This is a genomic window from Lentilactobacillus fungorum (assembly GCF_016860605.1).
Taxonomy (GTDB): Bacteria; Bacillota; Bacilli; order Lactobacillales; family Lactobacillaceae; genus Lentilactobacillus; species Lentilactobacillus fungorum.
The window spans coordinates 78,492-103,457 of record NZ_BNJR01000004.1 but is presented as its reverse complement, the minus strand read 5'-3'; the positions used below and the strand labels follow the sequence as shown (position 1 = coordinate 103,457).

Below are 24,966 nucleotides of genomic sequence, written 5' to 3'. Positions count from 1 at the left end.
TAGCAACTTAATTGGTACAACCACTAGTCACCTTCACCCAGTACAAGCTTCGATAATTCAAATCAAACAAATAGCGCAACCATTTCCAAATTAGAAATAATCACGCTACTGACACGAATCTAGGGATTAGTAATCGATCATCGCTCCAGATTCTGATTTTAGTTAAGAACCTTCAAACCTATTTCTTTGGGTCAAAAGCATCCTTCATCTTGTCAAAAAAATTACTACCGCCCTTGCCGTCAATGCTTTCACCACTGGCTTTAGCAAATGCTTCCAAGGCGACTTTTTGTTCCTTATTAAGGGATTTAGGCGTCGTAACTGTCACAGTTACCCGTTCATCCCCATTGCCATTACCTCGTAATCGCGGAGCGCCTTTACCCTTTAATCTAAAGGTTGTACCGGTCTGGGTCCCTGCCGGAATCTTAAGCTCCACATCACCGTGAACCGTCTTGACCTTAACCTTACCACCAAGCGCTGCCCGGGCGAAACTAATGCTTTCATCAACGTAAATTGTTGACCCATCTCGGGTAAAGTCCTTGCTTGGTTTAACCTTAAAGACAATGTATAAATCGCCATAAGGACCACCGTTTTCGCCGGCCTCACCCTGTCCTTGAAGCCGCATTTGTTGACCGTCGTCAATACCAGCGGGAACGTTGACTTCAAGTTCATGACGTTCGTCAACTCGGCCACGACCGCCACAAGTTGGGCACTTTTCTTTAATTTCTTTACCAGTTCCGTGGCAGACAGGACAAGTTTGTCGAGATTGCATCCGCCCAAGTGGCGTGTTAGTTTCGGTAACGATATAGCCCCGGCCACCACAACGTGAACACGTTGTCGGCGACGTCCCAGGCTTGGCACCAGTTCCACCGCAAGTCTTACATTGGGCTTCACGATTATACTTAATGACCGTCTTCTTACCAAAAATGGCTTCTTCAAATTCCAAAGTCATCTGGTATTGCAAATCTCGTCCCTGACGTGGTGCCGATGGATCAACCGTTCGCTGACCGCCACCAAAAAATTGGCTGAAAATATCATCGAAGCCAAAACCGCCGCCATCGAAGTTACCAAAGCCACCAGCGCCATTAGCACCGCCAAAGCCGGCACCAGCACCTTCAGCTGAACCATATTGGTCATAATTAGCCCGCTTTTGCGGATCGCTTAACGTCTCGTAAGCTTCGTTAATTTCCTTAAATTTCTCCTCGGCATCTGGTGCCTTGTTAATATCTGGATGCCACTTTTTGGATAATTTACGATAGGCGTGTTTGATTTCATCGTCGGAAGCGTCCTTAGAGACGCCCAAGATGTCATAATAATCTTTACTTGCCATTAGAAACTCCCATCTTCAATCAATTCGTTATCTTAGATAGAATACCATATTTTAACAAAAAGCCAAAGCCGGCCGGCCTTGACTTCTCGTTAAAATAACAATCTTAAAGATTATTTTTTATCATCGTGAACTTCATGGAAGTCGCCATCGACAGTACCGTCGCCACCTTTACCATCGTCTTTATTGTCAGAAGCGCCTGATTGCGCACCGGCACCGTTACCGTCTTTTGGTGCTTGTTGTTGATACAGCTTAACTGCCAAGTCTTGAACAATCTTGTTGAGATCATCTTTCTTAGCTTTCATATCATCAACGTTGTTATCTTCCTTGGCTTTCTTAAGGGCGTCTCGGGCATCTTCAGCCTTCTTAATTTCATCATCTGAAACTTTACCCTTAACTTCTTTAAGCGTCTTGTCGGTCTGGAAGAGTAATTGGTCAACTTCGTTATTCAAGTCAGCAGTTTCCTTGCGTTGCTTATCTGCTTCCTCGTTTTCCTTAGCTTCCTTCATCATCTTCTTGATTTCATCATCTGAAAGGCCTGATGAATCCTTGATGGTGATCTTTTGCTCTTTACCAGTTCCTTTATCCTTGGCAGAAACGTTAACAATCCCGTTCTTGTCAATATCAAAGGTGACTTCAATTTGAGGAACACCACGTGGTGCAGGCGGAATGTCCGTTAACTGGAATTGGCCAAGCGTTTTATCATCAGCAGCCATTGGGCGTTCACCTTGTAAGACATGAATGTCTACGGCAGGCTGATTATCTGCTGCAGTTGAGAAGACTTGTGACTTACTAGTTGGAATGGTTGTGTTACGGTCAATTAACTTAGTGAAGACACCACCCATGGTTTCAATTCCAAGTGACAATGGCGTTACATCAAGCAAAACAACGTCCTTTACATCACCAGTAATCACACCACCTTGAATAGCAGCGCCCAAAGCAACCGCTTCATCAGGGTTAATTGAATGGTTAGAGTCTTTACCAGTCCATGACTTAACAGCATCTTGGACGGCTGGGATTCGAGTTGAACCACCGTTTAAGATCACTTGGTCAATGTCTGATGTTTGCAAACCAGCATCTTTTAATGCGTTATCAAACGGTACCTTGGTCTTTGCAACCAAGTCAGAAGTGAGTTCGTTAAACTTTGCCCGGGTCAACGTTGTTTGCAAATGCAAAGGTCCATTTTCGCCCGCAGAGATAAACGGTAAACTGATTTCTGATTCAGTCACACCCGAAAGATCTTTCTTAGCTTTTTCAGCCGCGTCCTTTAAACGTTGAAGTGCCATCTTGTCTTTTGACAAATCAACGCCATTTTCTTTCTTAAAGTTGTCAACCAACCAGTCAATAATACGTTGGTCAAAGTCATCACCACCAAGGTGGGTATCACCATTAGTCGATAGAACTTGGAAGACACCGTCACCTAATTCAAGGATGGAAACATCAAAAGTCCCACCACCTAAATCATAAACCAAGATTTTTTCGTCTTTATCTTGCTTATCAAGACCGTATGCCAAAGCCGCAGCGGTTGGTTCGTTAATGATTCGCTTAACTTCTAAGCCAGCAATTTTTCCGGCATCTTTGGTTGCTTGTCGTTGGGCATCGTTAAAGTAAGCTGGGACAGTAATAACCGCTTGAGTAACTTTGTCGCCCAGATAGTCTTCCGCAAATTCCTTGATATATTGGAGAATCATTGCCGAAATTTGTTGTGGCGTATATTTCTTACCATCAATATCAACGGTGTAATTTTGCTCACCCATGTGACTCTTAATTGAACGAACCGTATTTGGATTCGTAATTTCTTGTCGCTTAGCAACTTCACCTACCTGAGGCTTGCCATCTTTGAACGCAACAACAGATGGTGTTGTCCGTGAGCCTTCAGGGTTTGCAATAATCTTAGGTTCGTTGCCTTCAAGTACGGCAACGGCTGAGTTGGTGGTTCCTAAATCAATACCAATTATTTTATTACTTGCCATAAATAATCCTCTTTTTCTTTAAAGATTTATTTTGCTACAACAACCATTGCTGGTCGCAATACCCGATCCTTTAAACGATAGCCATCCTGCAAAACTTTAACGACCGTTTCTGCTGGATGGTCATCATCAGCTTCGGCAGTCTGGATCGCTTGTTCGAATTTAGGGTCAAATGGCTTGTTTAACGCATCCACAAGCTCCACCCCGTTATCTGTGAGGGCTTTATTAAGATGCTCATACACCATCGACACACCTTTTTTAAGCTGCTTGCCGTTGTCGTCAACGACTTCAACTTCAAGCGCCCGTTTTAAGTTATCAACAATTGGTAGGATGTCGTGTGCTAATTGTTGACCGTCATACTTAATCAAATCTGCTTGCTCTTTTTTGGCATGATTTTGAATATTCTTCATATCAGCCTCAGCCCGCAGGTAACGATCTTCCATTTTGTCAAGCTTTTGCTGCAGTTCAACAACCGTCTTCTTCAACTTAGTAACTTCTTCTGACGATTTTTCAGAATGACTAGCTGAACTGTTTTGATGATCAACTTGAGTGGCCTTAGCATCGTCAACGGGCTTCTTTACGTCGCGCTCTTTTGACTGTTCTTGATTCTGATTCAATGAATCATCTTTTTTGTTGTCTGCCAAACAATCGCCTCCTTAAATTGTCAATCATAAATACCAGCTTAGTCATCATCATAGTAACCGAGAAGCTTCTTGGTTAACTCTTCTCTCAAAGCACCAACGATGCCGATCACCTTTGAATAAGGCATTCGAGTTGGGCCAATCACTGCAATTACGCCGTGCCCGTATTCGTTTAAATCATAGGTTCCAGTAATGATACTATAATCCTTTAGCAGATCATTACGCAATTCACCGCCAATTCGAACCTGAACATCGTTAGAATTTGGGTTGATGATCTTTTGAACCGTATCTTCAGTTCCCAACAAATTATACAACGGTTTGAGACGATCAATATCTTGACGTTCAACAAACCGCAATAAATTCAGCTCACCATCAACGTGAACTTTGTCTTTGCCAGCTTCATCGAGCATCTCACCAAAGATCTTTAAAAATCCTTCCGGTGTCTGGATGTATCTTGTCATTAACATGGGAATATCAGATTGAAGTTTGACCATCACCTGTTGCAGTGGTTTGCCAACCAACTCTGAATTAATGATATTAACGATGGTCTCAAGCTGCTCAGAAGAAACGTTTGCCAAACGGAAAATTTTATTAACCACGTGGCCTGTATTCGTCACAATAATCGCCATCACTTGACGATCATCTAGCTTGACCAGCCTAAAGCCACCAAGCGTCACCTTATCACTTGACTCGGGATTAAACGTTAATGCCATATAATTCGTTAAATCAGACAATACCTTAGCAGATTCTTGGATAATCTCATCAATCCGATTGAACTCACTGTTAAAGGAATTCTTGATTAAATCCTCTGCACTATCATCCAAGGGATCCGGTTCAACTAAGTTATCAACGTAATAACGATAACCTTCAATTGACGGTATCCGTCCGGAAGAAAAATGCGTCTTGGTGATTAAGCCCTTTGATTCCAGTGCAGCCATATCGTTTCTAACCGTTGCGGAACTGACGTGGGTTGGAAACTCCGAAGCTAATGCCTTGGAACCAACTGGCATCCCTGTCCTTGTATAATCACGAATGATTATTTGAAGAATATTTTTTTGCCTATCCGTTAGCACCAGAATCACCTCTTTTTAGCACTCAATATATCCGAGTGCTAAGGCACATTTATAATTTAACAAACCCCTCCGCATTAGTCAAGGAAAACTAGCATCTTTTTAGCAATAATTTGTTTTGAGTGCTAATTGTGCTAAGCCAAAATTTCTGGATGAGCCATTAGATATTGGCGAGTCGCTTTGGCATCACTACCAAGCTGGTTGATTAATTGCTCTGGGGTTTCAAATTTAATTTCATCGCGTAAGTAGTGCAGCCAGTTGACCTTGACAACTTCACCGTAGATGTTTTGATTAAAATCTAATAGGTTGATTTCGACCGTCATTGGGTGAGTGGCGGAGAACGTGACGTTTTTGCCAATTGAGGCCATGCCTAAATATTGTTGACCGCAAACATCGACGGTCACAACATAAATGCCGATTTTCGGCAACCATTGGTACTCGGAGTGTTCAACGTTAGCCGTTGGATAACCCAGTAGTCTGCCGCGTTCTTCACCGTGGACAATCAGCCCGGTTGTTTGAAATGAACGGCCTAGTAGTTGGTTTACTTGGTCAACATCACCAGAGTCTAAGCCAATTCGGATCCGAGTTGAACTCACTTTTTGCCCACCACTTTCAACTGGTGGAACGGTTATGACGTTGAACCGACCATTTGCATATTCTGGCAGCTTCTGCATCGTTGCGGTTTGCTTATCCCCATATGTATGGTCAAAGCCAGCCACCACCGCGACGGCGTTAAATCGTTGGATAAAATGATCAATAAATTGGGCTGGGGTCTGGCTTTGAAACGCATACGAGTAGTTGACCAAAAAGACTTGTTGGACCCCAAACTTCTCAAATAACGCCATTTTATAATCTAACAAGGTCAAATAGCGCCGTTCATGCATCGACATTTTTTTATAAACAACAGCTGGATGGTGATCATACGTCAACACAGCAAACGTCGCGCCTGTTTTTTCAGCTTCCTGCTTTGCCCGTCTCAGCACTTCTTGATGTCCCTTATGAAACCCATCGAAAAAGCCCATCGCAACTACCGTTTGCCCATCGACATGAAACGAATCTGCCAATGGGTAATGAAGCTTTGTTATTTTCATCATCAATCACATTCCTTATTTAAGCAATAAACATTTTAAACGGCCGATACTGCGAATTTGCTGGCTCAAATCGATACAGTGCTTTAACTTCACCCAAATAGTCCAAGCAGACAACCGGTGCGTGATCTGAATTGATGGACTCATCCAAAAAGCCACCATGGGACACGATTTGCCACCGGCTCTCATCCAATGCATAGGTTGGATACTGCTTGAGCGCTTCTTTTAGCGGCTGCAGCACTTGAATGACATCGTCGGCATCCATTGCTGCCTGCACTTGTTCCAAAGTGACACACTGTGAAATATAAAAGCCACCACTTTGAATTCGCGTTAATTGACTCATCACCGAAGGCACGTTAATTAATCGGCCAAAATCAACCGCCAACGTTCGCACATAAGTCCCTTTTGAGCAACCAACTTCAAAATAAATTGTCTGTTGCTGCCGTGTGGGATCATAACTAGCCGGCTTAAGCTGCTTAAAATAATCAATGTGAATTGGCCTAGAAGCCCGCTCAACCGTTAATCCTTTTCTAGCATACTCATACAACTTATGGCCGTTCACTTTAACAGCCGAGTACATCGGTGGCGTCTGCATCAGATCGCCGGTAAGTTTGGCCAATGTTTGATCAATCTTTGCTGCCGTTAGAGGTGTTTTAATTGGCTGCTGAGCAATCAATTGTCCATCCAAGTCCTCAGTATCATAAGCAACCCCTAACGTAATGGCACCCCGATACACTTTGCCAGAAGCCATCATCAGTTCACTAATTTTAGTTGCCTTACCAATACAAATTGGCAGCACACCGTCTACATTGGGGTCTAAAGTCCCTGTATGACCAATCTTTTTCGTATGCAAAATTTTTCGCAGGGAACTGACACATTCATGGCTGGTCATCCCCCGCTCTTTATACAAAGCAATTACGCCATCCATTCTCATTCTCCTAGTATTGTCATGTAATAAAAGTATATCACAAAAATAACGTGGCCCAGAAAAGCCGCCGTTTTCTTGATCAGCTCCGAAAAGTTAATGAATTTCATCGAAACTCATTAACCGCCAGAGTACCATCATCAAAACCGCCTTTTTGGCCACGCTATTTTAATTTAACAGCTGAAAGATTAATCTCCCTGCCGCTTAAGTTTATTAATCAATCGATCAATCTTATCACCATATTGGACAGACGTGTCCAATTCAAACTTGATTTCAGGTGTCTTGTAGATGCTTAGTCGATGCCCCAGCTCACCACGAATCAATCCACTGGCTTTTTCAAGTCCCTCAGCTGTTCGCTGTTCATCTTCTTTTTTGTCTGACAAGATACTATAATAAATCGTTGCTTGTTGTAAGTCGCCAGTGACTTCTACGCCAGTTAACGTGACGCCTTCAACCCGTGGGTCGCGAATTCGCTTTAGCAGAATATCATTGACTTCTTTTTGGATTTCTTGTTCTAATCGACCAACGCGATAGTGTGCCATAAGAAATACCTCCGATTACTTAACTGGGACTTCTTTCATGATATAGGCTTCAATCACATCACCGACCTTGATATCATTATAATCTTTAATGGTCAAACCAAGTTCGAAGCCTTGTTTAACCTCATTAACATCATCTTTAAATCGCTTCAAGCTATTTAACTCACCCGTGTAAACAACAACGCCATCTCTAATCAGGCGAACTTTGCTGTTCTTTTGAATGTAGCCATCCACAACCATACCGCCAGCAATCGTCCCAACTTTAGAAGCTTTAAAGATATCTCGAACCTCAACTTGGCCAGTTACTTGTTCTTGATAAGTTGGTGCCAGCATTCCTTTCATGGCCGACTCAACTTCATCAATTGCATTATAGATTACTTGATGCAATCGAATGTCGACATGATCGCTTTCAGCTTGAGATTTAGCCTGTGGGGTTGGGCGGACATTAAAACCAATGATGATGGCATTACTTGCTTCTGCTAAAGCAACATCACTTTCATTGATAGCACCAACAGCGGCATGAATAATGTTAACCTTGACGCCCTTAACATCGATCTTTTGCAGGCTATTTGAAAGCGCCTCAACGGAACCTTGAACGTCAGCCTTAATGACAATGTCAACTTCCTTCATTTCCCCTTCTTTTAGGGAATCAAACAAGCTATCCAGCGTTACTCGGGTTGTCTTGCGACGTTCTTCAACTTGGGCTTCTTTAGCCCGTTCTTCACCAACCGAGCGAGCGGTCTTTTCATCATCAAAGACAACAAATCGATCACCGGCTTCCGGTACGTCATTTAAGCCAGTAATTGATACCGGCATTGCAGGCGTGGCTTTCTTCAAATCACGGCCTCGTTCATTGGTCATTGTTCGAACTCGACCAAAAGTATTACCCACGACAATTGGATCGCCTACTCGTAACGTTCCTTGTTGAACCAGCAACGTTGCCACGGGTCCTTGGCCTTGGTCCAAACGAGCTTCAATGACTGAACCAGCTCCCGGTTGTTCAGGGTTAGCCTTTAATTCTAACATCTCAGCTTCAAGAATAATCATATCAAGTAACTCGTCGATATTTTTGCCAAACTTAGCAGAAATATTAACAAAGATGGTGTCGCCACCATTATCTTCTGGGATTAATCCATACTGCATTAACTGATCAGTCACGTGTTGTGGATTAGCATCCGGCTTGTCAATCTTATTAATCGCTACAATGATTGGCGTCTTAGCAGCCTTGGCATGGTTGATAGCTTCGATTGTTTGTGGCATCACCCCATCATCAGCCGCAACCACAAGGACCGTAATATCAGTAATATTAGCCCCACGAGCCCGCATTTCAGTAAAGGCCGCGTGTCCAGGCGTATCCAAGAAGGTAATTAAATTGTCGCCATGGCGCACTTGGTAAGCCCCGATTGCTTGGGTAATCCCACCAGCTTCACCAGCCGTAATGTGTGAGTGCCGTAGATGATCCAACAGGGTTGTTTTACCATGGTCAACGTGTCCCATAATTGTTACAACTGGTGGCCTGGATACTAAATGATCCGCGTTGGCTTCTTCTTTTTCAAAAATCTTATCCAAATTAGATAAATCTTGATGAACCTTTTCTTTAGCCTCAATGCCATAATCGGCGGCTAAAATTTCAATCGTGTCTTTATCAAGCGATTGGTTTTGGTTAACCATCACGCCAAGCATAAAGAGCTTCTTTACAATTTCTGCTGGCTCTCTGTGCAAAATTTTTCCGAGGTCTTGAGCATTCATACCATCTTCGTACTCAAGTACTTTTGGTAATGGCCGCTCTTTACGCTCAGGTGCTCCATGATGTTCAACTTGACGTAAGCGTTGGTTCTTTTGCTTGCGTTGCTTCTTATTACGCTTTTTATTTGATTTTCTGGAACCGCCACGATTATTATTTCGATTCAAACTACCGCCAAACCGGCCGCTACCCGTATTCCGATGAGCCGCATTTGAATGACTGTTACCATGATTTTCACTCGGCCGATTACTTGACGCATTCGTCGTTGGCCGCGTTGTGTTGCCGGAATGATTATTGTTTTGGCTATGGTTTTGACTGTTATTTTGGTTATGGTTTTGATTGTTATTCCGTGAACGATTTCGACTATCACTTTGGTTCTGGCTGCGATCATTTCTAGCAGAATGATTACCATTAGCATTTCGATTGCTATTGCCATTACGGGATTGATTAGTATTACCCGCGTGATTGTCACGACTCGGGCGACTTTCGGCACGATTCGTTGACTGCTGCGTCCTGGATCGATTCAAAGAATGGTTGCCAGGCCGATTACTACTTGCATGATTTGATTGGCCACTTGCTGAATTGCGGTTAGTGGTTGAATGAGTCGCTGCCGCTTTTTGATTATTATGATTTACCGGATGTTGGCCATTCGTTTGTTTTGGCCGTGCTTGGTGGTTTGCCGAGCTGGTTTTACCCTTACTAAACAGCTTTCTAATTTGCCTTTCTTGGTTATCATCGACCGTTGACATGTGGTTCTTAATTGAAAAGCCAGCTTGATCAGCGCGATCAACGATTTGTTTACTGGAGACATTGAGTTCTTTAGCCAATTCGTAAATTCGCTTTTTCCCCATATCATCACTCTCCCTTGTTATTATCAGTTAGTTCAATTAATTTCTTCGCCATACCCTGATCAGAAATACCAATAATCGTTCGCTTGATGCCGATTGCATTACTAAGCACTTCTTTAGTGTACCCGTTATTTATTGGAATATGGTAGTAATTAGACTTATCAGTAAACTTTTTTTGAGTCGCTTGACCCGAATCCGAAGCAATAAATAAGAAATGAATTCTACCACTTCTGATTTCGGAAAGCAATTTCTCCTGTCCAGAGACGATTTTACTTGCTCTTCTTGCGATACCGATAAAGTTTAAAATTGCTTGGTCATTTGCCATTCTCAAACAACTCTTTTCGAGCTTGCTTGTGATCAACATAAGCAATCAAGTCATCATAGAAGTCGTCAGTTAGCTTAGTCGCAAAAACCTTTTCAAAGGTATGCTGGGCCTTGGCTTTCCTAGCGATATCGACATTGATTGAAATGTAGGCACCCCGACCGGATTTTTTGCCCGTTTCATCAATCGAAACATTGCCATCAGCGTCACGGACGATTCGAACTAATTCCTTTTTAGGAGCCATTTCTCCAGTGACGATATCTTTGCGCATTGGGATTTTTCTCTTTTTCATACACTCGCCTCCTAAAAATTAATCCTGATCAGATTGATCGGTGTCGTTGGGATTGGTGACGGATGTCTGGTTAACCGATGCATCAGATGGCGTCGTTTCAGCCGAGTCGTTTGCTTGAGCGGCTTCACTAGGTTTAACTGATTCATCTGAGTCAACGGGTTGATCCGCCGAATCGGCTGGCTGGTTACCAGAATCGTTCGTTGCAGCTTGGCGATTGGCCAAAAATTCCTTGGCATCGGTTTCCGACTTAATATCAATCTTAAAACCGGTTAACTTTGCCGCCAGCCTTGCATTTTGGCCCTTCTTACCAATTGCTAATGACAGTTGATAATCCGGTACGATAACGGTGCAAGCCCGATCATTGTCATCATCGAAAATGACGTCAATCACTTCAGCGGGATTTAAGGCGTTGGCAATGTACACTGCATCATCTTCGTCCCATTCAACAATATCCATATTTTCGCCATGAAGCTCATTCACAATTGTTTGAACTCGCTGACCCCTTGGCCCAACTGCGGTTCCCACCGGATCGATATCCTTGCTATTTGAACGAACCGCAACTTTTGCTCGATCACCAGCTTCTCTAGCAATCGAGACAATCTCAACAGTTCCATCATAAATCTCCGGCACCTCTTGTTCAAACAAGCGTTTAAGCATGCCGGCGGCTGTTCGGCTAACAAATACCTGTGGTCCCTTTGTGGCGTTTTCAACTTTAGTCACGTAAACCTTAATCCGATCTTGGGGACGATAAACTTCGTTAGGCATTTGGTCTTTAATTCCCATGACCGCCTCAACTTTCCCCAAATTTACATAAACAAAACGGGTGTCTTGCCGTTCAACGGTTCCAGTAACCAACTCATCCAAATATTTGGAATATTCGTCGTAAACATTTTCCCGTTCGGCTTCTCGTACCCGCTGCATAATAACTTGCTTAGCTGTTTGGGCAGCGATTCGGCCAAAGTTTTTAGGGGTTACCTCAAACTTAATCTCGTCGCCTAACTCATAACCCTTATTAATTTGAAGGGCATCGCTTAGTGACACTTGAAGTTGGTCGTTAACAACATCGTCAACAACCGTTTTCACGGAGTAGACGTGCATTTCACCCTTCGTTTCGTCAAAATTAACTTCAACATTTTGTGCTTGGCCATAGTTTCGTTTATAAGCTGAAACTAGTGCCGCCTGCAAGGCTTCGATAACTACTTCTTTTTTGATGCCCTTTTCTTCTTCTAATGCTGAAAGGGCGCCCAAAAGTTCTTTACTCATTCTTGATTGTCTCCTTTATCTAAAATTTGATCGCAAGCCGTGCTTTGGCAATTAAATCTCGTGGTATGGCAACAGTTGGGTGCTTACCCCATTGATCATTTTCTAAAACAACCTGATCTTCGGTCACCGACTTTAACGTGCCCTCAAAAGATTTATTACCATTCAAATTCTTATAAAGCGATAGGTTAACGTACTCACCAACCGCCTGTCGTAATTCCTCATCATTTCTGAGAGGCCGTTCAGCGCCTGGGGATGAAACTTCCAAGAAGTAGGCTTGAGGAATCGGGTCTGGTTCCATTTCATCCAGCTTCTCACCTAATTCATCACTGACTAAAACACAGTCATCGATGGTCACACCACCGTCTTTATCAATATATACCCGCAGATACCAGCCGCCCTTTTCTTTCACAAACGCCACATCAAACAAATAAAATGAGTGCTTCGCTAAAATTGGCTTGACAACCTGCTTGACCGTTTCAACAACTTTGCTCAAAAAAAGGCCTCCTAAAGTAACCTGAGCGGCGAAAAGCACTTGGAAATCCTCAGATCGAATTTTCAATAACCAATCGATCATTTTTATAGACTGATTATTAAGAACTGACCCGCAGGTTTTCGCTTTACGCAGCCATTCTAAAAATTTCCCATTAAAAAGAGCGAGCATTTCTGCTCACTCCTTGCAAGTTATTTAATGAGTATAGTATACCATACACAATTCACAAGTGCAACTGCCACAACCAAGTATCAGCTAAGTCATCTAATGACTGACTACATCATGTCGAATAAACTCAGTTGATTTTCATCAGGCAACCCGTCTAAAACGTGGTTCTCCGTCATAAAGTCAATCAACGATTTTGATACCTTACCACGTTTAGCAAGATCTTCTTTTGACAAGAATGGTTTATCTTCTCTGGCCGCCACAATTTGCTTCGCCACGTTAAGACCAAGGCCTGGGACCGAATTAAACGGTGCAATCAAATGATTGCCATCAATTAACCACTGACTGGCATCAGATTTGGCTAAGTCAACCATCTGAAAATTGTAGCCGCGCTCAAGCATTTCGTTAGCGAGTTCTAAGACTGTCAGCAAATTCTTTTCCTTGGTAGAAGCTTCCATTCCTTTATCATTGATTTGATGCATTGCATTTTTGACAGCTTCTTTGCCTCGACACATCGAAACAATGTCAAAGTCGTCCGCCCGAACCGAAAAATAAGCAGCATAGTAAATCATCGGGAAATAAACCTTGAAGTAGGCAATTCGAAGGGCCATTAAGATATAGGCTGCCGCATGAGCCCGTGGGAACATATACTTAATTTTTAAGCAAGACTGAATGTACCAATCCGGAATCTTAGCTTTTTTCATCTCTGCTTGCCAGTCATCGGGGATGCCACGGCCGTGACGAACACTCTCCATAATTTGAAAAGAGAGTTCAGAATCCAATCCCCAGTTGATTAAATCAGTCATAATGTTATCCCGACAACCGATCACATTCGCGATTGTGGCCGTCCCATTCTTAATTAGCTCATCCGCGTTTCCCATCCAAACATCGGTGCCATGGGACAATCCGGAAATTTGCAGCAACTCAGAGTAATTACTTGGGTGCGTTTGTTCGAGCATCCCCCGTACAAACCGGGTTCCAAACTCAGGTACCCCTAGTGTTCCAGTTTTAGATTGAATTTGTTCTTCAGAAACGCCAAGAATTTTGGGGCTCGAAAAAATCGACATCACGCCCGGATCATCCATTGGAATTGTTTTTGGATTAATGCCTGACAAGTCTTGAAGCATTCGAATCATCGTTGGATCATCATGGCCCAGAATATCAATTTTCAAAATATTATCATGAATTGAATGGAAATCAAAATGGGTCGTTTGCCAGGCCGCATCTTGATCGTCAGCGGGATATTGGATTGGGGTAAAATCATAAATATCCATATAATCCGGCACAACGATGATACCAGCCGGATGTTGGCCGGTCGTTCGCTTAACGCCCGTTGCGCCCTTCGCTAATCGGTCTTCTTCCGCTTGACGATAAGTTTTACCCTTATCACGCTCATATGCCTTCACATATCCATAAGCCGTTTTATCAGCCACTGTTCCAATTGTTCCAGCTCGAAAAACATTCTTTTCGCCAAACAATACTTTGGTGTAGTTATGAGCAATTGGCTGGTAGTCACCAGAGAAGTTTAAATCAATATCCGGCACCTTATTTCCTGTGAAGCCTAAAAAAGTTTCAAAGGGAATATTATGGCCGTCACCGATCATTAATGTGCCACATTTAGGACATCTCTTTTTCGGTAAATCGTAACCCGAACTATATTCTCCTTTAGTAAAGAACTCCGTGTGCTGACATTTTGGACAGCGATAGTGTGGCTGCAATGGATTAACTTCGGTGATCCCCGTCAGCGTTGCCACCAAACTGGAGCCAACTGACCCTCGGGATCCTACTAAATAACCATCTTTGTTACTTTTGGCAACCAGTCGTTGAGCAATTAAATAAATCACTGAAAAACCGTTGCCAATGATACTCTTTAATTCCTTTTTTAACCGGTCGTCGACAATCTTAGGCAGCGGATCGCCATACCATTTGTGAGCCGTATCCATTGCCCGGGTTTTAATCTCATCTTCGGCTCCTTGCATTCGAGGTGTATATAGCTTGTCCTTTAATGGATGGACATCATCAATTTCAGCTGCAATTTTATTTGTATTTGTCACCACAATTTCTTTGGCCTTATCCGTCCCTAAAAAGGCAAAATCGGCCAGCATTTCGTCGGTCGTTAAGAAATGTAAATCTGGTAAGACCTGTCGATTTAATGGATTAGCGCCACCCTGAGAATTAATTAAAATTTTCCGATAAATATAATCCTGCGGGTTCAAGTAATGAACATCACCAGTTGCCACGACCGGTTTTTTAAGTTCTTCTCCTAATTTGACAATGTTGGTCATAATTTCTTTCAGATTATCTTCATCCGCAATGAGCCTGGATTCGATGAGTGGGGCATAAGCACTCCGTGGCTGGATTTCCAAATAATCATAAAATCGAGCCTTTTGTTCTGCTTCGTCCATGCCTTTTTGCATCATGGCTGTAAAAACTTCTCCAGAAGAACAAGCCGAGCCAACAAGAATGCCGTCACGATATTTTTCTAGTTGACTTCTTGGAACCCTTGGAACACGGTGAAAATATTTCACATTCGATAATGACACAATCTTAAACATATTCTTGAGACCAGCTTGGGTTTTGGCAAGCAGAATCGCGTGCGATGGCCGAGCGTGCTTATAAGCATCATTATCGGTCATATGTGCGTTAAGCTGATCATGATAAGCAATCCCATAACGCTTTTCGGCATCCTTTAGAAATAAATAATTCAGATGGCCAGTGGTTTCGGCATCATAAATTGCTCGGTGATGATGTTCCAAATTAACGTCAAATTTCTTAGCAAGCGTGTTTAACCGATAACCACGTAAGTTTGGATACAAGAATCTAGCCAACGTTAAGGTATCAATGATTGGGTTGGCCATTTCATGCATACCGTGTCTGACGTAACCTTTATTCATAAATCCCATATCAAAAGTCACGTTGTGGCCAACCACGATTGCATCCCCACAAAAATCTCTAAAAAGTTTAAAAACCTCTTCTTCGGATTTCGAACCATGAACCATTTCGTCGGTAATGGAGGTTAAATTTGTCGTCTGTTCTGAAAGATGAAAACCGGGGTCAATAAATTCCTCAAATTGGTCAATGACGTTACTGTTCTTCATTTTGACCGCTGACAATTCGATCACCCGATCGTACATCGCCGATAAGCCAGTCGTTTCAGTATCAAAAATGACATAGGTTGCATCCAACAAGGGAACGTGCTTATCGTTATAGGTAATTGGCACGCCGTCATCTACCAAATTAATTTCGACGCCATACAGCATCTTGAGGTCATTCTTTTGGCCTGCATGAAACGCATCCGGAAAGCCTTGAACGCCGGCATGGTCAGTAATTGCCAGGGCTTTATGCCCCCATTTTTTGGCCTGCTTGGCAAAATCGGCAATATTGTTAGTCGCATCCATTTGACTCATCGACGTATGCAAGTGTAATTCCACCCGCTTTTCATCAGCTGGCGCATCGTCCATTCTGGCAACCGTTTTAACCGGATTAATATCATAGGCATTCAGCGTTAATTCGTGAGAATAATTATCCTCTTGAACATTTCCCCGAACTTTTACCCAGTCACCTTCGTTTACGCCGGCAAACAATGCTTCTTCGCCTTTGTTAGAAAACTTTTTAACTTGAATAGAGGACGTATAATCCGTCACTTTTAACATTAATAATTGCCGGCCGGACCGTAATTCGCGAATTTCCTTGTTAAAAACATACCCAGAAACCACGATTGAACGTTCCTCTTCCGTGATATCTGCCATTTGGGTAACCGGCAAGTCATCTTTTATTTTGCGGCCAATGAGTCCTTTAGCTGTCCCGTTATGTTTGCTTTTTTCAACGCTTGTTTTTTTAATCGCTTCATTTGCCTTTTTAACGAGCTCTGCATTAGCTGCTTCATTTTTTTGCTTGAGTGCCTGAATGTTTTGTTGTGAGGAACTTTCATCAACAATCGTGTGAATTGTAAATACTGGAAAGCCAGCTTGTTGGTACATTTCTTCAATGGGGCCGAGAGCCGTATCCGTCATGAAATCTTTTACAATGTCATTTTCAGCTACAAATTCGATTCGTGAGTCCACAATTGACGGCGCTCGATCCTCACAAAGCTCTTTGACAAGCGGCGAAGTGACGCCACTATTGACAACCACCCACTGCCAGTATTGCCGCAATAATTGTTCGGTAAAGTTATGATTAGCAGCCGTAATCTTCAACGAAACTTGCGCAATCTCATTGAAGGCAGATTTGAGGCGCGCATTAAAATCAGTAAACACCTCAAATGGCAAGATTCTGGGGGTTGTGATATCAAACTGCCAACGATTACTTTGTTGATGGACTTCTAATCGATCGATTTTAGCATCTTGAAAATAAGGCATCTGGCCCGCCTGCTGCCATTGAAGTTGCTCCAGTAGCTTTTCAAATAATTCATTCCGATCTAAACTCACGGCAAGTCCTCCTTAATACATCCTTAACGCAAAACGCTTCGACAATAATTCAATCATATTCTTAGCATGGCAGCCCATCAATTTCTTGGCTTAATAACTCACCAACTGCAAAGATGCAAGCGATAAGTTATTAACGTCCAAGAAGCCGATGGGCTACTTAGTTTCACTACTGTCAAAATTAATCCAAATTCTTTAATAATTCCTTAACGGTGTCGCTTAATTCATCAACTTTGCTTTCGAGGGTTTTACCGGTCTTTCGAACTTTCAGTTCAACAATCCCTTCGTCAGCTCTTTTGCCAATTGTAATTCTTAGTGGGATGCCCATCAAGTCCGAATCAGCAAATTTAACCCCGGCGCGTTCTTTTCGATCATCAACCAGCACTTCTAAGCCATCCTTGGTTAGCTGATCCTCAATTTGATTAGCTAAATCGCTTTGAACTTGTTTTTTGACGTTAACTGGAATCACGTGAACCATAAAGGGCGCCACTGAGGTTGGCCAAACCAACCCATTTTCATCCGCATTTTGTTCTGAAATCGCCGAGAGTAATCGACTAATCCCAATCCCATACGATCCCATAATCACTGGAACTGAGCGACCATTTTCATCCAGTACATTTGCCTTTAAGCTCTTTGAATATCTCGTTCCCAGCTTAAAGATATGACCAATTTCAATCCCTCGGGTAAATTTTAATTGACCTTTACCATCTGGCGACAACTCGCCTTGCTTTACGACCACAAAGTCATCAATTTCATCAGTCCTAAAATCACGACCGGCGTTGGCATTCACAAAGTGATAACCATCTTGGTCGGCGCCAACAATTGCATTTTTCAAGTGGGCCACTCGAAGGTCCGCTAAGATTCTGACATCTTCGGAAACCCCCACGGGGCCAAGGGAACCAAAGTCAGCTCCTAAGTATTTCTGAGCTTGTTCATCAGTTGCTAAATCTAAGAAGTCGGCTTTGAGATAGTTCTTCACCTTGACATCGTTCACATCATAGTCACCGCGAACTAAAACCAAGACAGGTTGTTCATCTGCGATATAGAGCATTGATTTAATAGTCTTCTCAACTGGAACCTTTAAGAATTGCGCAACTTCTTGAATGGTCTTAGCATCTGGTGTGGCAACTTTCTTTAGTTCAGCTTCATCATCGGCATCCGGTGTATCGACTACTTTAGCCTTGGCCATTTCAAGGTTGGCATAATAATCACTCTCGTCAGAATAGACGATCGTATCTTCGCCAACAGCCGCCATAGCAGAAAATTCTTTTGAATCAGATCCGCCCATTGCACCGCCGTCACCAATAATAACGCGATAATTCAACCCAATGCGGTCAAAAATATTCCGATAAGCTTGCTCCATTGCCTGATAGGCTTTGTCCAAGTCGGCCTCATTGGTTGCAAACGAATAAGCATCCTTCATAATAAATTCGCGACTACGTAACAGACCATAACGCGGCCGATTTTCATCACGATATTTATTTTGGATTTGATACAAAATCAGTGGTAGTTGTTTATATGACTTGATTGAATCGCGAATGAGAGTGGTAAATGTCTCTTCATGGGTTGGACCCAAGATGAAATCGGTATCATGCCGATTTTTGAACTTAAATAGCTCTGGGCCATATGTATCATAACGGCCCGATTCTTTCCAAAGATCGGCTGGTAAAATATCTGGCATCAACATTTCATGTGCCGACGTTTTGACCATTTCTTCACGCACAATATTTTCAATCTTGGTTAAAACCCGGTAGGCTAACGGTAAATAGGCATACATCCCAGCAGAAATTTGGCGAATATAGCCCGCGCGAACGAGCATTCGGTGGCTTAAGGCTTCAGCGCCACTAGGGGTTTCTTTAAGTGTCGGAACTAAAATCTGTGATTGCTTCATTATAAAAATGGTCTCCTTTAACTTCTAAGTAATGGATTAATGTAGGAAATAACGTTCAATATCGTTCCAAGTAACCAGAATCATTAAAAGCATCAGGAACGCAAAGCCAATGAGCGTTACAACTGTTTCTGTTGTTTGTGAAACGGGTTTTCTCCGAACTGCTTCAATAATGTTTAAAACAAGCTTACCGCCGTCAAGGCCTGGAATTGGTACGAGGTTAATGATTGCTAAATTAAGCGATAGAAACGCCAAAAAGTTTAGGATACCAGCAATTCCCATCTGGGTTGCCTGCGAAGTTGTCGCAAAAATAGCAACTGGTCCCCCCAGGTCATTTAAACTAAAGTGCCCACTGACCATCGACCAGAGCGCGCCTAATAAGGTTTTACCCATTGACCACGTCATTGTGAGTCCAGACAAAATTTTGGCCTTAAAACTCGTATCCATTGATTGCGTAATGCCAATAACGCCCATTTTTTTGCCATTAGCCGTTTGAACCTTGGGCTTCATTGAAAAAGTCTTTTTTTGACCATCCCGATCAATGACTACCGAGATTTTCTCGTTTGGTTTTGACTGAATTTGAACGGCCATTTCCTGCCAGTTAGTTGTTCGGTGCCCATCAATTGATAAAATACGATCACCAGATTTAATTCCAGCATCCCGGGCAACCGAGTTACTTGGCGTAACGTTGATTTGGTTACTATTTGAAACAACGCCGCCTTGAACAAAACCTAAAATTGTATATACCAAAATTGCAAGAATAAAGTTATTAAATACCCCGGCAACATTTGTTAACATTCGTTTGGGTAACGTTGCTGATTGAAATTGAACGTCTCGGGGCGCAATTTGTAATTCAGTCCCATCGGTTTCAATGATCGTTGCATCATGGTCAACCGGATATGATTTGACTTGAGATTCGTCGCCATTTTCGTAACCTTTGATGTATAGTCCCGTATCCAAGTCCGTGTCGGTTACCGTTAAGGGAATTCCTTGAAACAGTGAATGCTTGTTACTGGTATTAATTGACGTAACCGTTCCTTGATCATTTAGTTGGAGGGTAACGGGCGTTCCTGGCTTTAATTCTTCTTCACCGTCATCAGCTTCACCAGCCATTCGAACATACCCACCGAGTGGTAACAGCCGCAAAGTAAACGTCGTGCTATTTTTTCGATAATAAAAAACCTTTGGCCCCATGCCAACAGAAAATTCGCGCACAAGAATCCCTGAGCGCTTTGCGATGATATAGTGGCCAAACTCGTGAAAGATCACCAGAATACCAAAAACGATAATGAATACAACAATTGTCCTTATCAAGGGAACCTTTCCTCCTACAAACTAAACGATGCCAACAAGATGCAGCATTGGCAGTACAAACAGCAAACTGTCAAATCGATCTAAAATCCCGCCATGACCAGGTAATATTTTACCAGAATCTTTTACACCATAATAGCGTTTAAGCGCGGATTCGATTAAATCACCAAATTGGCCGGCAATCGATAAAATAATCGTAATTAAAATCATTTGGACTAGCGAGTAGCCTGTAATTGGGAAAAAGAAAACAAACGTTGAACAAATGATTGTTGCCGCCAGTGACCCGTAGATTGAGCCTTCCCAAGTCTTATTAGGACTAATTCGTGGCGCCAACTTGTGCTTACCAAATAGTCGACCAAAAATATAGGCCCCACTGTCTGTCGACCATACAATGAACAAAGCGTATAGAAGGACCACTAAAGATTCTGCTCGTGCCAGAATAAAGTAATGAAAACCCATGCCGACATACAACATCCCCAGCGCAATCACGCCTGCATCGTCAAAGGTAAACAAGTTGCGGCTAAATACCGTCAGTAGCAACAGCATCAAAACGAAAAGAAAGAAAACGAAATTTTGTTCTACCTTTCCTGGCAAAATAGCCGTCCAAGTATCTGGCAATACCAGAACACTTACCCCTAGATAAGCGATGATCGACTCGGCCGATACCAATATCCGTTTCTTCATAATTAAAATTTCAGATACCGCGACAATTCCTAACGCCATTGCGGCAATATCTATCCAAATATGTCCCAAAATAATGATGGGAATAAAAATCATCAATGCGACTACTGCTGTTATTACCCGTTGTCTCACGACTGCTCTCTCCTATTTACTATTTCTTAAGCCCACCGAACCGACGATCGCGCTGTTGATACTCATCAATCATTTGCACTAAAGTCTGCCCATCGAAGTCAGGCCATAAAACATCCGTAAAAACTAGTTCACTATAGGCAATTTGCCATAGCAAAAAGTTGGATATTCGCTCTTCCCCACTCGTTCGAATGAGTAGATCTGGATCAGCAAACCGACCAAGAAAATGCGTCATCAAGTGATCAGAAATAGCTTGATCATCAATTTTTTGAGGGTCAATTAGCCCCGCTTTTGCTTCTTGGGCAAGTTGCTGCGCGGCTATGCGAATATCTAATCGACTACCATAGTTTAAGGCAAAATTTAAAATCATGCCAGTGCAATCGTGAGTGTCAGCAATGGCGTCTCGAACTGCTACCTGAGTTTTTGGGGGGAGTTGATCAATAATGCCCATCACTTTGACCTGAACGTTATTTTCAATGAGTTCAGGAACAAAGTTGTTAAAAAACTTAACTGGCAATCCCATCAAGAAATTAACTTCGTCGTTAGGCCGCTTCCAATTTTCAGTTGAAAATGCATATAAAGTCAATACTTTAACGCCCAATTGGCTGGCAGCCTTGGTGACTATTTTGACAGTTTCCATTCCCTGTCGGTGACCAGCAATTCTTGGTAAATGCCGCTTTTGGGCCCAACGACCATTGCCATCCATGATAATGGCGATATGGTTGGGAATTCGATTAGGGTCAATTTCTGGCCGATTATTTGTGTGATTGAACATGACACGCTCCTAAACTATTCAGGCAAAAATAAAGAGGGCGGGATGAAATGACGATTGCCAAGGTATTAACTGTCCAGCTGAGTGATCCGTTTAGCAACGCTGGCGTTAAAAATGGCCTAAAGCCGCTTCTTGTTCCAAGCTCCCTCTCAAAATTAAACGTTAAAATGAAACAAATTTAGTCAATATTTGAACCATGCTTAATTAGTTGTTATCGGAACCTTCTGGTCGTTCGACCATTCGCCACTCACCGCGGTTGGCTTCACCTAACGTGTTAAAATATTTCAACAATTTATTTGCATCGTCAGGACTCTTTTGACCAAGTAAATTGAGCCCCTTACCTGTCGTCATTGGTTCAGAAAGGTCAGTAATTTCATTGCCATTTTCAATGGTTGCGTTAGAAAAGGCAATTACCCAATCATTTTCCACCAATTGAGAAACAATGAAAAACAAGTTAAAATCATCCGTTACATATGCTGGCATTGCGTACAGGCCATCTTGGACTGGCTGTAGGTGCCCACCATTATAATCAAGTACTGAAAGGTTATCAGCGTCGACGGGCTTATTCAGCTTAAACAACATTTTCTCAAACTCGTCAGTTCCTGGTACAACGGCAATTTCATCATTATTTTGATCTGAATTCTTATCTGCCAATTTAGGGTCCTTCTTTCTATCCGTTAATAACTTCGTCTTCTTTATCAGCAACAATTTTATCAACTGTCTTAATCGCATCATCAGTTAACTTTTGGACTTGGTCTTCAAGTCGGTGTAAGTCATCATCGGTAATTTCTTCATTCTTATGGCTGCGTTTTAAAGCATCCATTGCTTCTCGACGAACGTTTCGAACGGCAACTTTACTGTCTTCACCAGTAGCCTTTACTTGCTTAGCCACTTCTTTTCGCCGTTCTTCAGTTAAAGCCGGAACCGCTAAACGAATGGCACTGCCATCATTGGCAGGACTAATTCCCAAGTCAGCTTCATAGATTCCCTTTTCAATATCTTCTAGCGCTGATTTATCATACGGGGTAATTAGGATCACCCGAGCTTCTGGGATGGTAATTGACGCAATTTGATTCAACGGCGTTGGGGCACCATAATAATTAACCATTACGCCATTTAATAAGCTCGCATTTGCGTGGCCTGCCCGGATTTTTCCCAGTTCACGTTCAAGTACATCTTGCGCTTTTTTCATTTTTTGTTTTGCTTCAGCTAACACTGCTTTTGAATCTGCCATAGTTATTTCTCCTTAACAGTTGTCCCAATATTTTCGCCAATCACTACTTTGCGAATATTTCCAGGATTATTAAGATTGAACACAACCAATGGGATATGGTTGTCCATTGAAAGGGAACTCGCAGTTGAATCCATTACTTTAAGTCCTTTTTCAAGTATATCCATGTATGTCAATGTCTGGAATTTAACTGCGTCTTTATCAGTCCGAGGATCAGCGGAATAGATCCCGTCAACCCCGTTTTTAGCCATTAGAATCGCATCGGCACCAATTTCTGCGGCCCGTAGTGCAGCGGTTGTGTCGGTCGAGAAATATGGGTTACCGGTTCCCGCAGCAAAAATGACAACTCGGCCTTTCTCAAGGTGGCGGATGGCTTTTCTACGAATATAAGGTTCAGCGATTTGGCGCATTTCAATTGACGTCTGAACTCTAGTTGGTACCCCCAATGATTCAAGGTTGTCTTGGAGGGCTAGCCCATTCATGGTTGTTCCTAGCATTCCAATGTAATCAGCTTGGGCTCTTTCCATTCCCATTTCGGCACCAGCTTCGCCCCGCCACATATTACCACCGCCAACAACGATACCAATCTGGACACCAAGATCAAAGATATCTTTAATCTCTTGGGCGACATTTTTGATAACCGGGGGATTAATTCCAAATCCGCGTTTACCCGCTAATGCCTCTCCGCTTAATTTCAAAATAATTCGGTTATACTTTACTTTAGACATCTAGGTGCCTCCCATAGTTAATCATTACAATCAATTTTAGCATACTAAGGAAGGCAGCAACAAGAAAACTAGTATTTTCAATAATTCTTAGCATTTATTTCGAGGATCACCAGCTTCTTTGATTGATCGATACCCCTTAGCCTAACAAAAAAGCTGAGGTTAATACAATATCTTGCCCCAGCTTTCAAAATTATTAATTATTTAATTGATCACGAACCTCGTCTTCAAAACTCTCTTGTTTCTTTTCAATTCCTTCGCCAACTTCGTAACGAATGAACTTAACAATTGAACCGTTTTTCGATGCAACATATTGAGAAACGGTCTGATCCGGATCCTTCACAAATTCTTGATCTTCTAAGCAGATTTCTGCCAGGAACTTATGGAGACGACCCTCAACCATTTTTTCAACGATCTTTTCAGGCTTGCCTTCATTCAAAGCTTCTTGAGTCAATACTTCTTTTTCGTGAGCTAAACGATCAGCTGGCACCTCGTCTTTGTTCAAGTATTCGGGGTTAGTAGCGGCAACGTGCATTGCGACGTCCTTAGCAGTCTGTTCATCTGCGCCTTTTAATTGTACAAGGGCACCAATTAAGCCACCATTATGCAAGTACTCGCCGAATATGTCACCATCGTTTTTCTCAATAATCGCAAACCGTCTTAAAGTAACTTTTTCACCCGTTACTTGAGTTGTTTCGATCAAATCATCCTTAATCGTTCCCTTATCAGTGGTTAAAGCAAGGGCTGCATCGACATCAGCTGGCTTGTTAGCAACAATTGCTTGGCTCACGCGACTAACTAATTGTTTAAACGGGTCGCTAGTTGCGACAAAGTCGGTTTCAGAATTAATTTCAACGATTGCTGCCGTATTACCATCAACTGCAATCGTAGTCAATCCATTGGCAGCAACTCGGTCACTCTTCTTCTCCGCCTTGGCAACGCCCTTTTCGCGTAATACCTCAATGGCTTTGTCAAAGTCACCTTCAGTTGCAACTAAAGCCTTTTTTGCGTCCATCATACCAACGCCTGTCTTTTTTCGTAACTGCATAACTTGAGATGCGGAAATCTTTGCCATTCTAATGGCCTCCTCTAATTGTTAATAAAAGCTGACCCACACCAAGGCC

The 24,966-nt window shown here is 42.6% G+C and carries 22 protein-coding genes; 1 reads left to right on the top strand and 21 read right to left on the bottom strand.

The window, feature by feature from the left end; all coding sequences use genetic code 11:
• Window positions 1-178: 178 nt before the first annotated feature.
• The 17 genes from dnaJ to uppS form a co-directional block, all read right to left on the bottom strand.
• Window positions 179-1,327 (bottom strand): molecular chaperone DnaJ, encoded by a 1,149-nt coding sequence (gene dnaJ, locus YK48G_RS00615; RefSeq protein WP_203628772.1) that lies wholly within the window; start codon window positions 1,325-1,327, stop codon window positions 179-181.
• A gap of 110 nt (window positions 1,328-1,437) precedes the next feature.
• Window positions 1,438-3,297: a molecular chaperone DnaK gene (gene dnaK, locus YK48G_RS00610; RefSeq protein ID WP_203628771.1), complete on the bottom strand. Its 1,860-nt coding sequence runs from the start codon at window positions 3,295-3,297 to the stop codon at window positions 1,438-1,440.
• 26 nt (window positions 3,298-3,323) lie between these two features.
• Window positions 3,324-3,938 carry a nucleotide exchange factor GrpE gene (grpE, locus tag YK48G_RS00605; RefSeq protein ID WP_203628770.1) on the bottom strand — a complete coding sequence of 205 codons (615 nt, stop codon included), beginning with the start codon at window positions 3,936-3,938 and terminating at the stop codon, window positions 3,324-3,326.
• Window positions 3,939-3,976: 38 nt separating this feature from the next.
• Window positions 3,977-5,014, bottom strand: coding sequence for a heat-inducible transcriptional repressor HrcA (hrcA, locus tag YK48G_RS00600; protein ID WP_203629095.1), 1,038 nt, complete (start codon window positions 5,012-5,014; stop codon window positions 3,977-3,979).
• A gap of 125 nt (window positions 5,015-5,139) precedes the next feature.
• Window positions 5,140-6,096, bottom strand: coding sequence for a riboflavin biosynthesis protein RibF (ribF, locus tag YK48G_RS00595; RefSeq protein ID WP_203629094.1), 957 nt, complete (start codon window positions 6,094-6,096; stop codon window positions 5,140-5,142).
• Window positions 6,097-6,115: 19 nt separating this feature from the next.
• Window positions 6,116-7,021 carry a tRNA pseudouridine(55) synthase TruB gene (gene truB / locus YK48G_RS00590; protein WP_203628769.1) on the bottom strand — a complete coding sequence of 302 codons (906 nt, stop codon included), beginning with the start codon at window positions 7,019-7,021 and terminating at the stop codon, window positions 6,116-6,118.
• 185 nt (window positions 7,022-7,206) lie between these two features.
• Window positions 7,207-7,560 carry a 30S ribosome-binding factor RbfA gene (gene rbfA, locus YK48G_RS00585; RefSeq protein ID WP_203628768.1) on the bottom strand — a complete coding sequence of 118 codons (354 nt, stop codon included), beginning with the start codon at window positions 7,558-7,560 and terminating at the stop codon, window positions 7,207-7,209.
• 15 nt (window positions 7,561-7,575) lie between these two features.
• Window positions 7,576-10,152, bottom strand: a complete 2,577-nt coding sequence (gene infB, locus YK48G_RS00580) for a translation initiation factor IF-2 (RefSeq protein WP_203628767.1) — start codon at window positions 10,150-10,152, stop codon at window positions 7,576-7,578.
• A 4-nt stretch (window positions 10,153-10,156) separates the two neighbouring features.
• A complete protein-coding gene (locus YK48G_RS00575) occupies window positions 10,157-10,474 on the bottom strand; it encodes a L7Ae/L30e/S12e/Gadd45 family ribosomal protein (protein WP_203628766.1) in 318 nt (105 codons plus the stop codon).
• A complete protein-coding gene (rnpM, locus tag YK48G_RS00570) occupies window positions 10,464-10,763 on the bottom strand; it encodes an RNase P modulator RnpM (RefSeq protein ID WP_203628765.1) in 300 nt (99 codons plus the stop codon). Before rnpM ends, YK48G_RS00575 begins: the two co-directional genes overlap by 11 nt.
• Window positions 10,764-10,781: 18 nt before the next feature.
• The gene (gene nusA, locus YK48G_RS00565) at window positions 10,782-12,026 is read right to left on the bottom strand and encodes a transcription termination factor NusA (protein ID WP_203628764.1); all 1,245 of its coding nucleotides are present in this window, start codon (window positions 12,024-12,026) and stop codon (window positions 10,782-10,784) included.
• A gap of 19 nt (window positions 12,027-12,045) precedes the next feature.
• The gene (gene rimP, locus YK48G_RS00560; protein WP_203628763.1) at window positions 12,046-12,519 is read right to left on the bottom strand and encodes a ribosome maturation factor RimP; all 474 of its coding nucleotides are present in this window, start codon (window positions 12,517-12,519) and stop codon (window positions 12,046-12,048) included.
• Window positions 12,520-12,791: 272 nt separating this feature from the next.
• Window positions 12,792-17,108 (bottom strand): PolC-type DNA polymerase III, encoded by a 4,317-nt coding sequence (locus YK48G_RS00555; RefSeq protein WP_203628762.1) that lies wholly within the window; start codon window positions 17,106-17,108, stop codon window positions 12,792-12,794.
• A 178-nt stretch (window positions 17,109-17,286) separates the two neighbouring features.
• Complete coding sequence (locus YK48G_RS00550; RefSeq protein WP_203628761.1) at window positions 17,287-18,996, bottom strand: proline--tRNA ligase; 1,710 nt, start codon at window positions 18,994-18,996, stop codon at window positions 17,287-17,289.
• Between the two features lie 36 nt (window positions 18,997-19,032).
• A complete protein-coding gene (gene rseP, locus YK48G_RS00545; RefSeq protein ID WP_203628760.1) occupies window positions 19,033-20,307 on the bottom strand; it encodes an RIP metalloprotease RseP in 1,275 nt (424 codons plus the stop codon).
• Window positions 20,308-20,328: 21 nt separating this feature from the next.
• Window positions 20,329-21,117 carry a phosphatidate cytidylyltransferase gene (locus YK48G_RS00540; protein WP_203628759.1) on the bottom strand — a complete coding sequence of 263 codons (789 nt, stop codon included), beginning with the start codon at window positions 21,115-21,117 and terminating at the stop codon, window positions 20,329-20,331.
• Between the two features lie 19 nt (window positions 21,118-21,136).
• The gene (gene uppS / locus YK48G_RS00535) at window positions 21,137-21,889 is read right to left on the bottom strand and encodes an undecaprenyl pyrophosphate synthase (RefSeq protein ID WP_203628758.1); all 753 of its coding nucleotides are present in this window, start codon (window positions 21,887-21,889) and stop codon (window positions 21,137-21,139) included.
• Window positions 21,890-21,936: 47 nt separating this feature from the next.
• Between uppS and YK48G_RS13580 the strand changes: the two genes are divergently transcribed.
• Entirely contained in the window at window positions 21,937-22,068 is a 132-nt protein-coding gene (locus tag YK48G_RS13580; protein WP_284691999.1) for a hypothetical protein, read from the top strand.
• A 22-nt stretch (window positions 22,069-22,090) separates the two neighbouring features.
• Here YK48G_RS13580 and YK48G_RS00530 read toward each other — a convergent pair whose 3' ends face one another.
• From YK48G_RS00530 to tsf, 4 genes are all read right to left on the bottom strand, one after another.
• Window positions 22,091-22,540, bottom strand: a complete 450-nt coding sequence (locus YK48G_RS00530) for a hypothetical protein (protein ID WP_203628757.1) — start codon at window positions 22,538-22,540, stop codon at window positions 22,091-22,093.
• Window positions 22,541-22,556: 16 nt separating this feature from the next.
• The gene (frr, locus tag YK48G_RS00525; RefSeq protein WP_203628756.1) at window positions 22,557-23,120 is read right to left on the bottom strand and encodes a ribosome recycling factor; all 564 of its coding nucleotides are present in this window, start codon (window positions 23,118-23,120) and stop codon (window positions 22,557-22,559) included.
• Window positions 23,121-23,122: 2 nt separating this feature from the next.
• Entirely contained in the window at window positions 23,123-23,845 is a 723-nt protein-coding gene (pyrH, locus tag YK48G_RS00520; protein ID WP_203628755.1) for a UMP kinase, read from the bottom strand.
• Between the two features lie 193 nt (window positions 23,846-24,038).
• Window positions 24,039-24,917: a translation elongation factor Ts gene (gene tsf, locus YK48G_RS00515; RefSeq protein WP_203628754.1), complete on the bottom strand. Its 879-nt coding sequence runs from the start codon at window positions 24,915-24,917 to the stop codon at window positions 24,039-24,041.
• Window positions 24,918-24,966 lie beyond the last annotated feature (49 nt).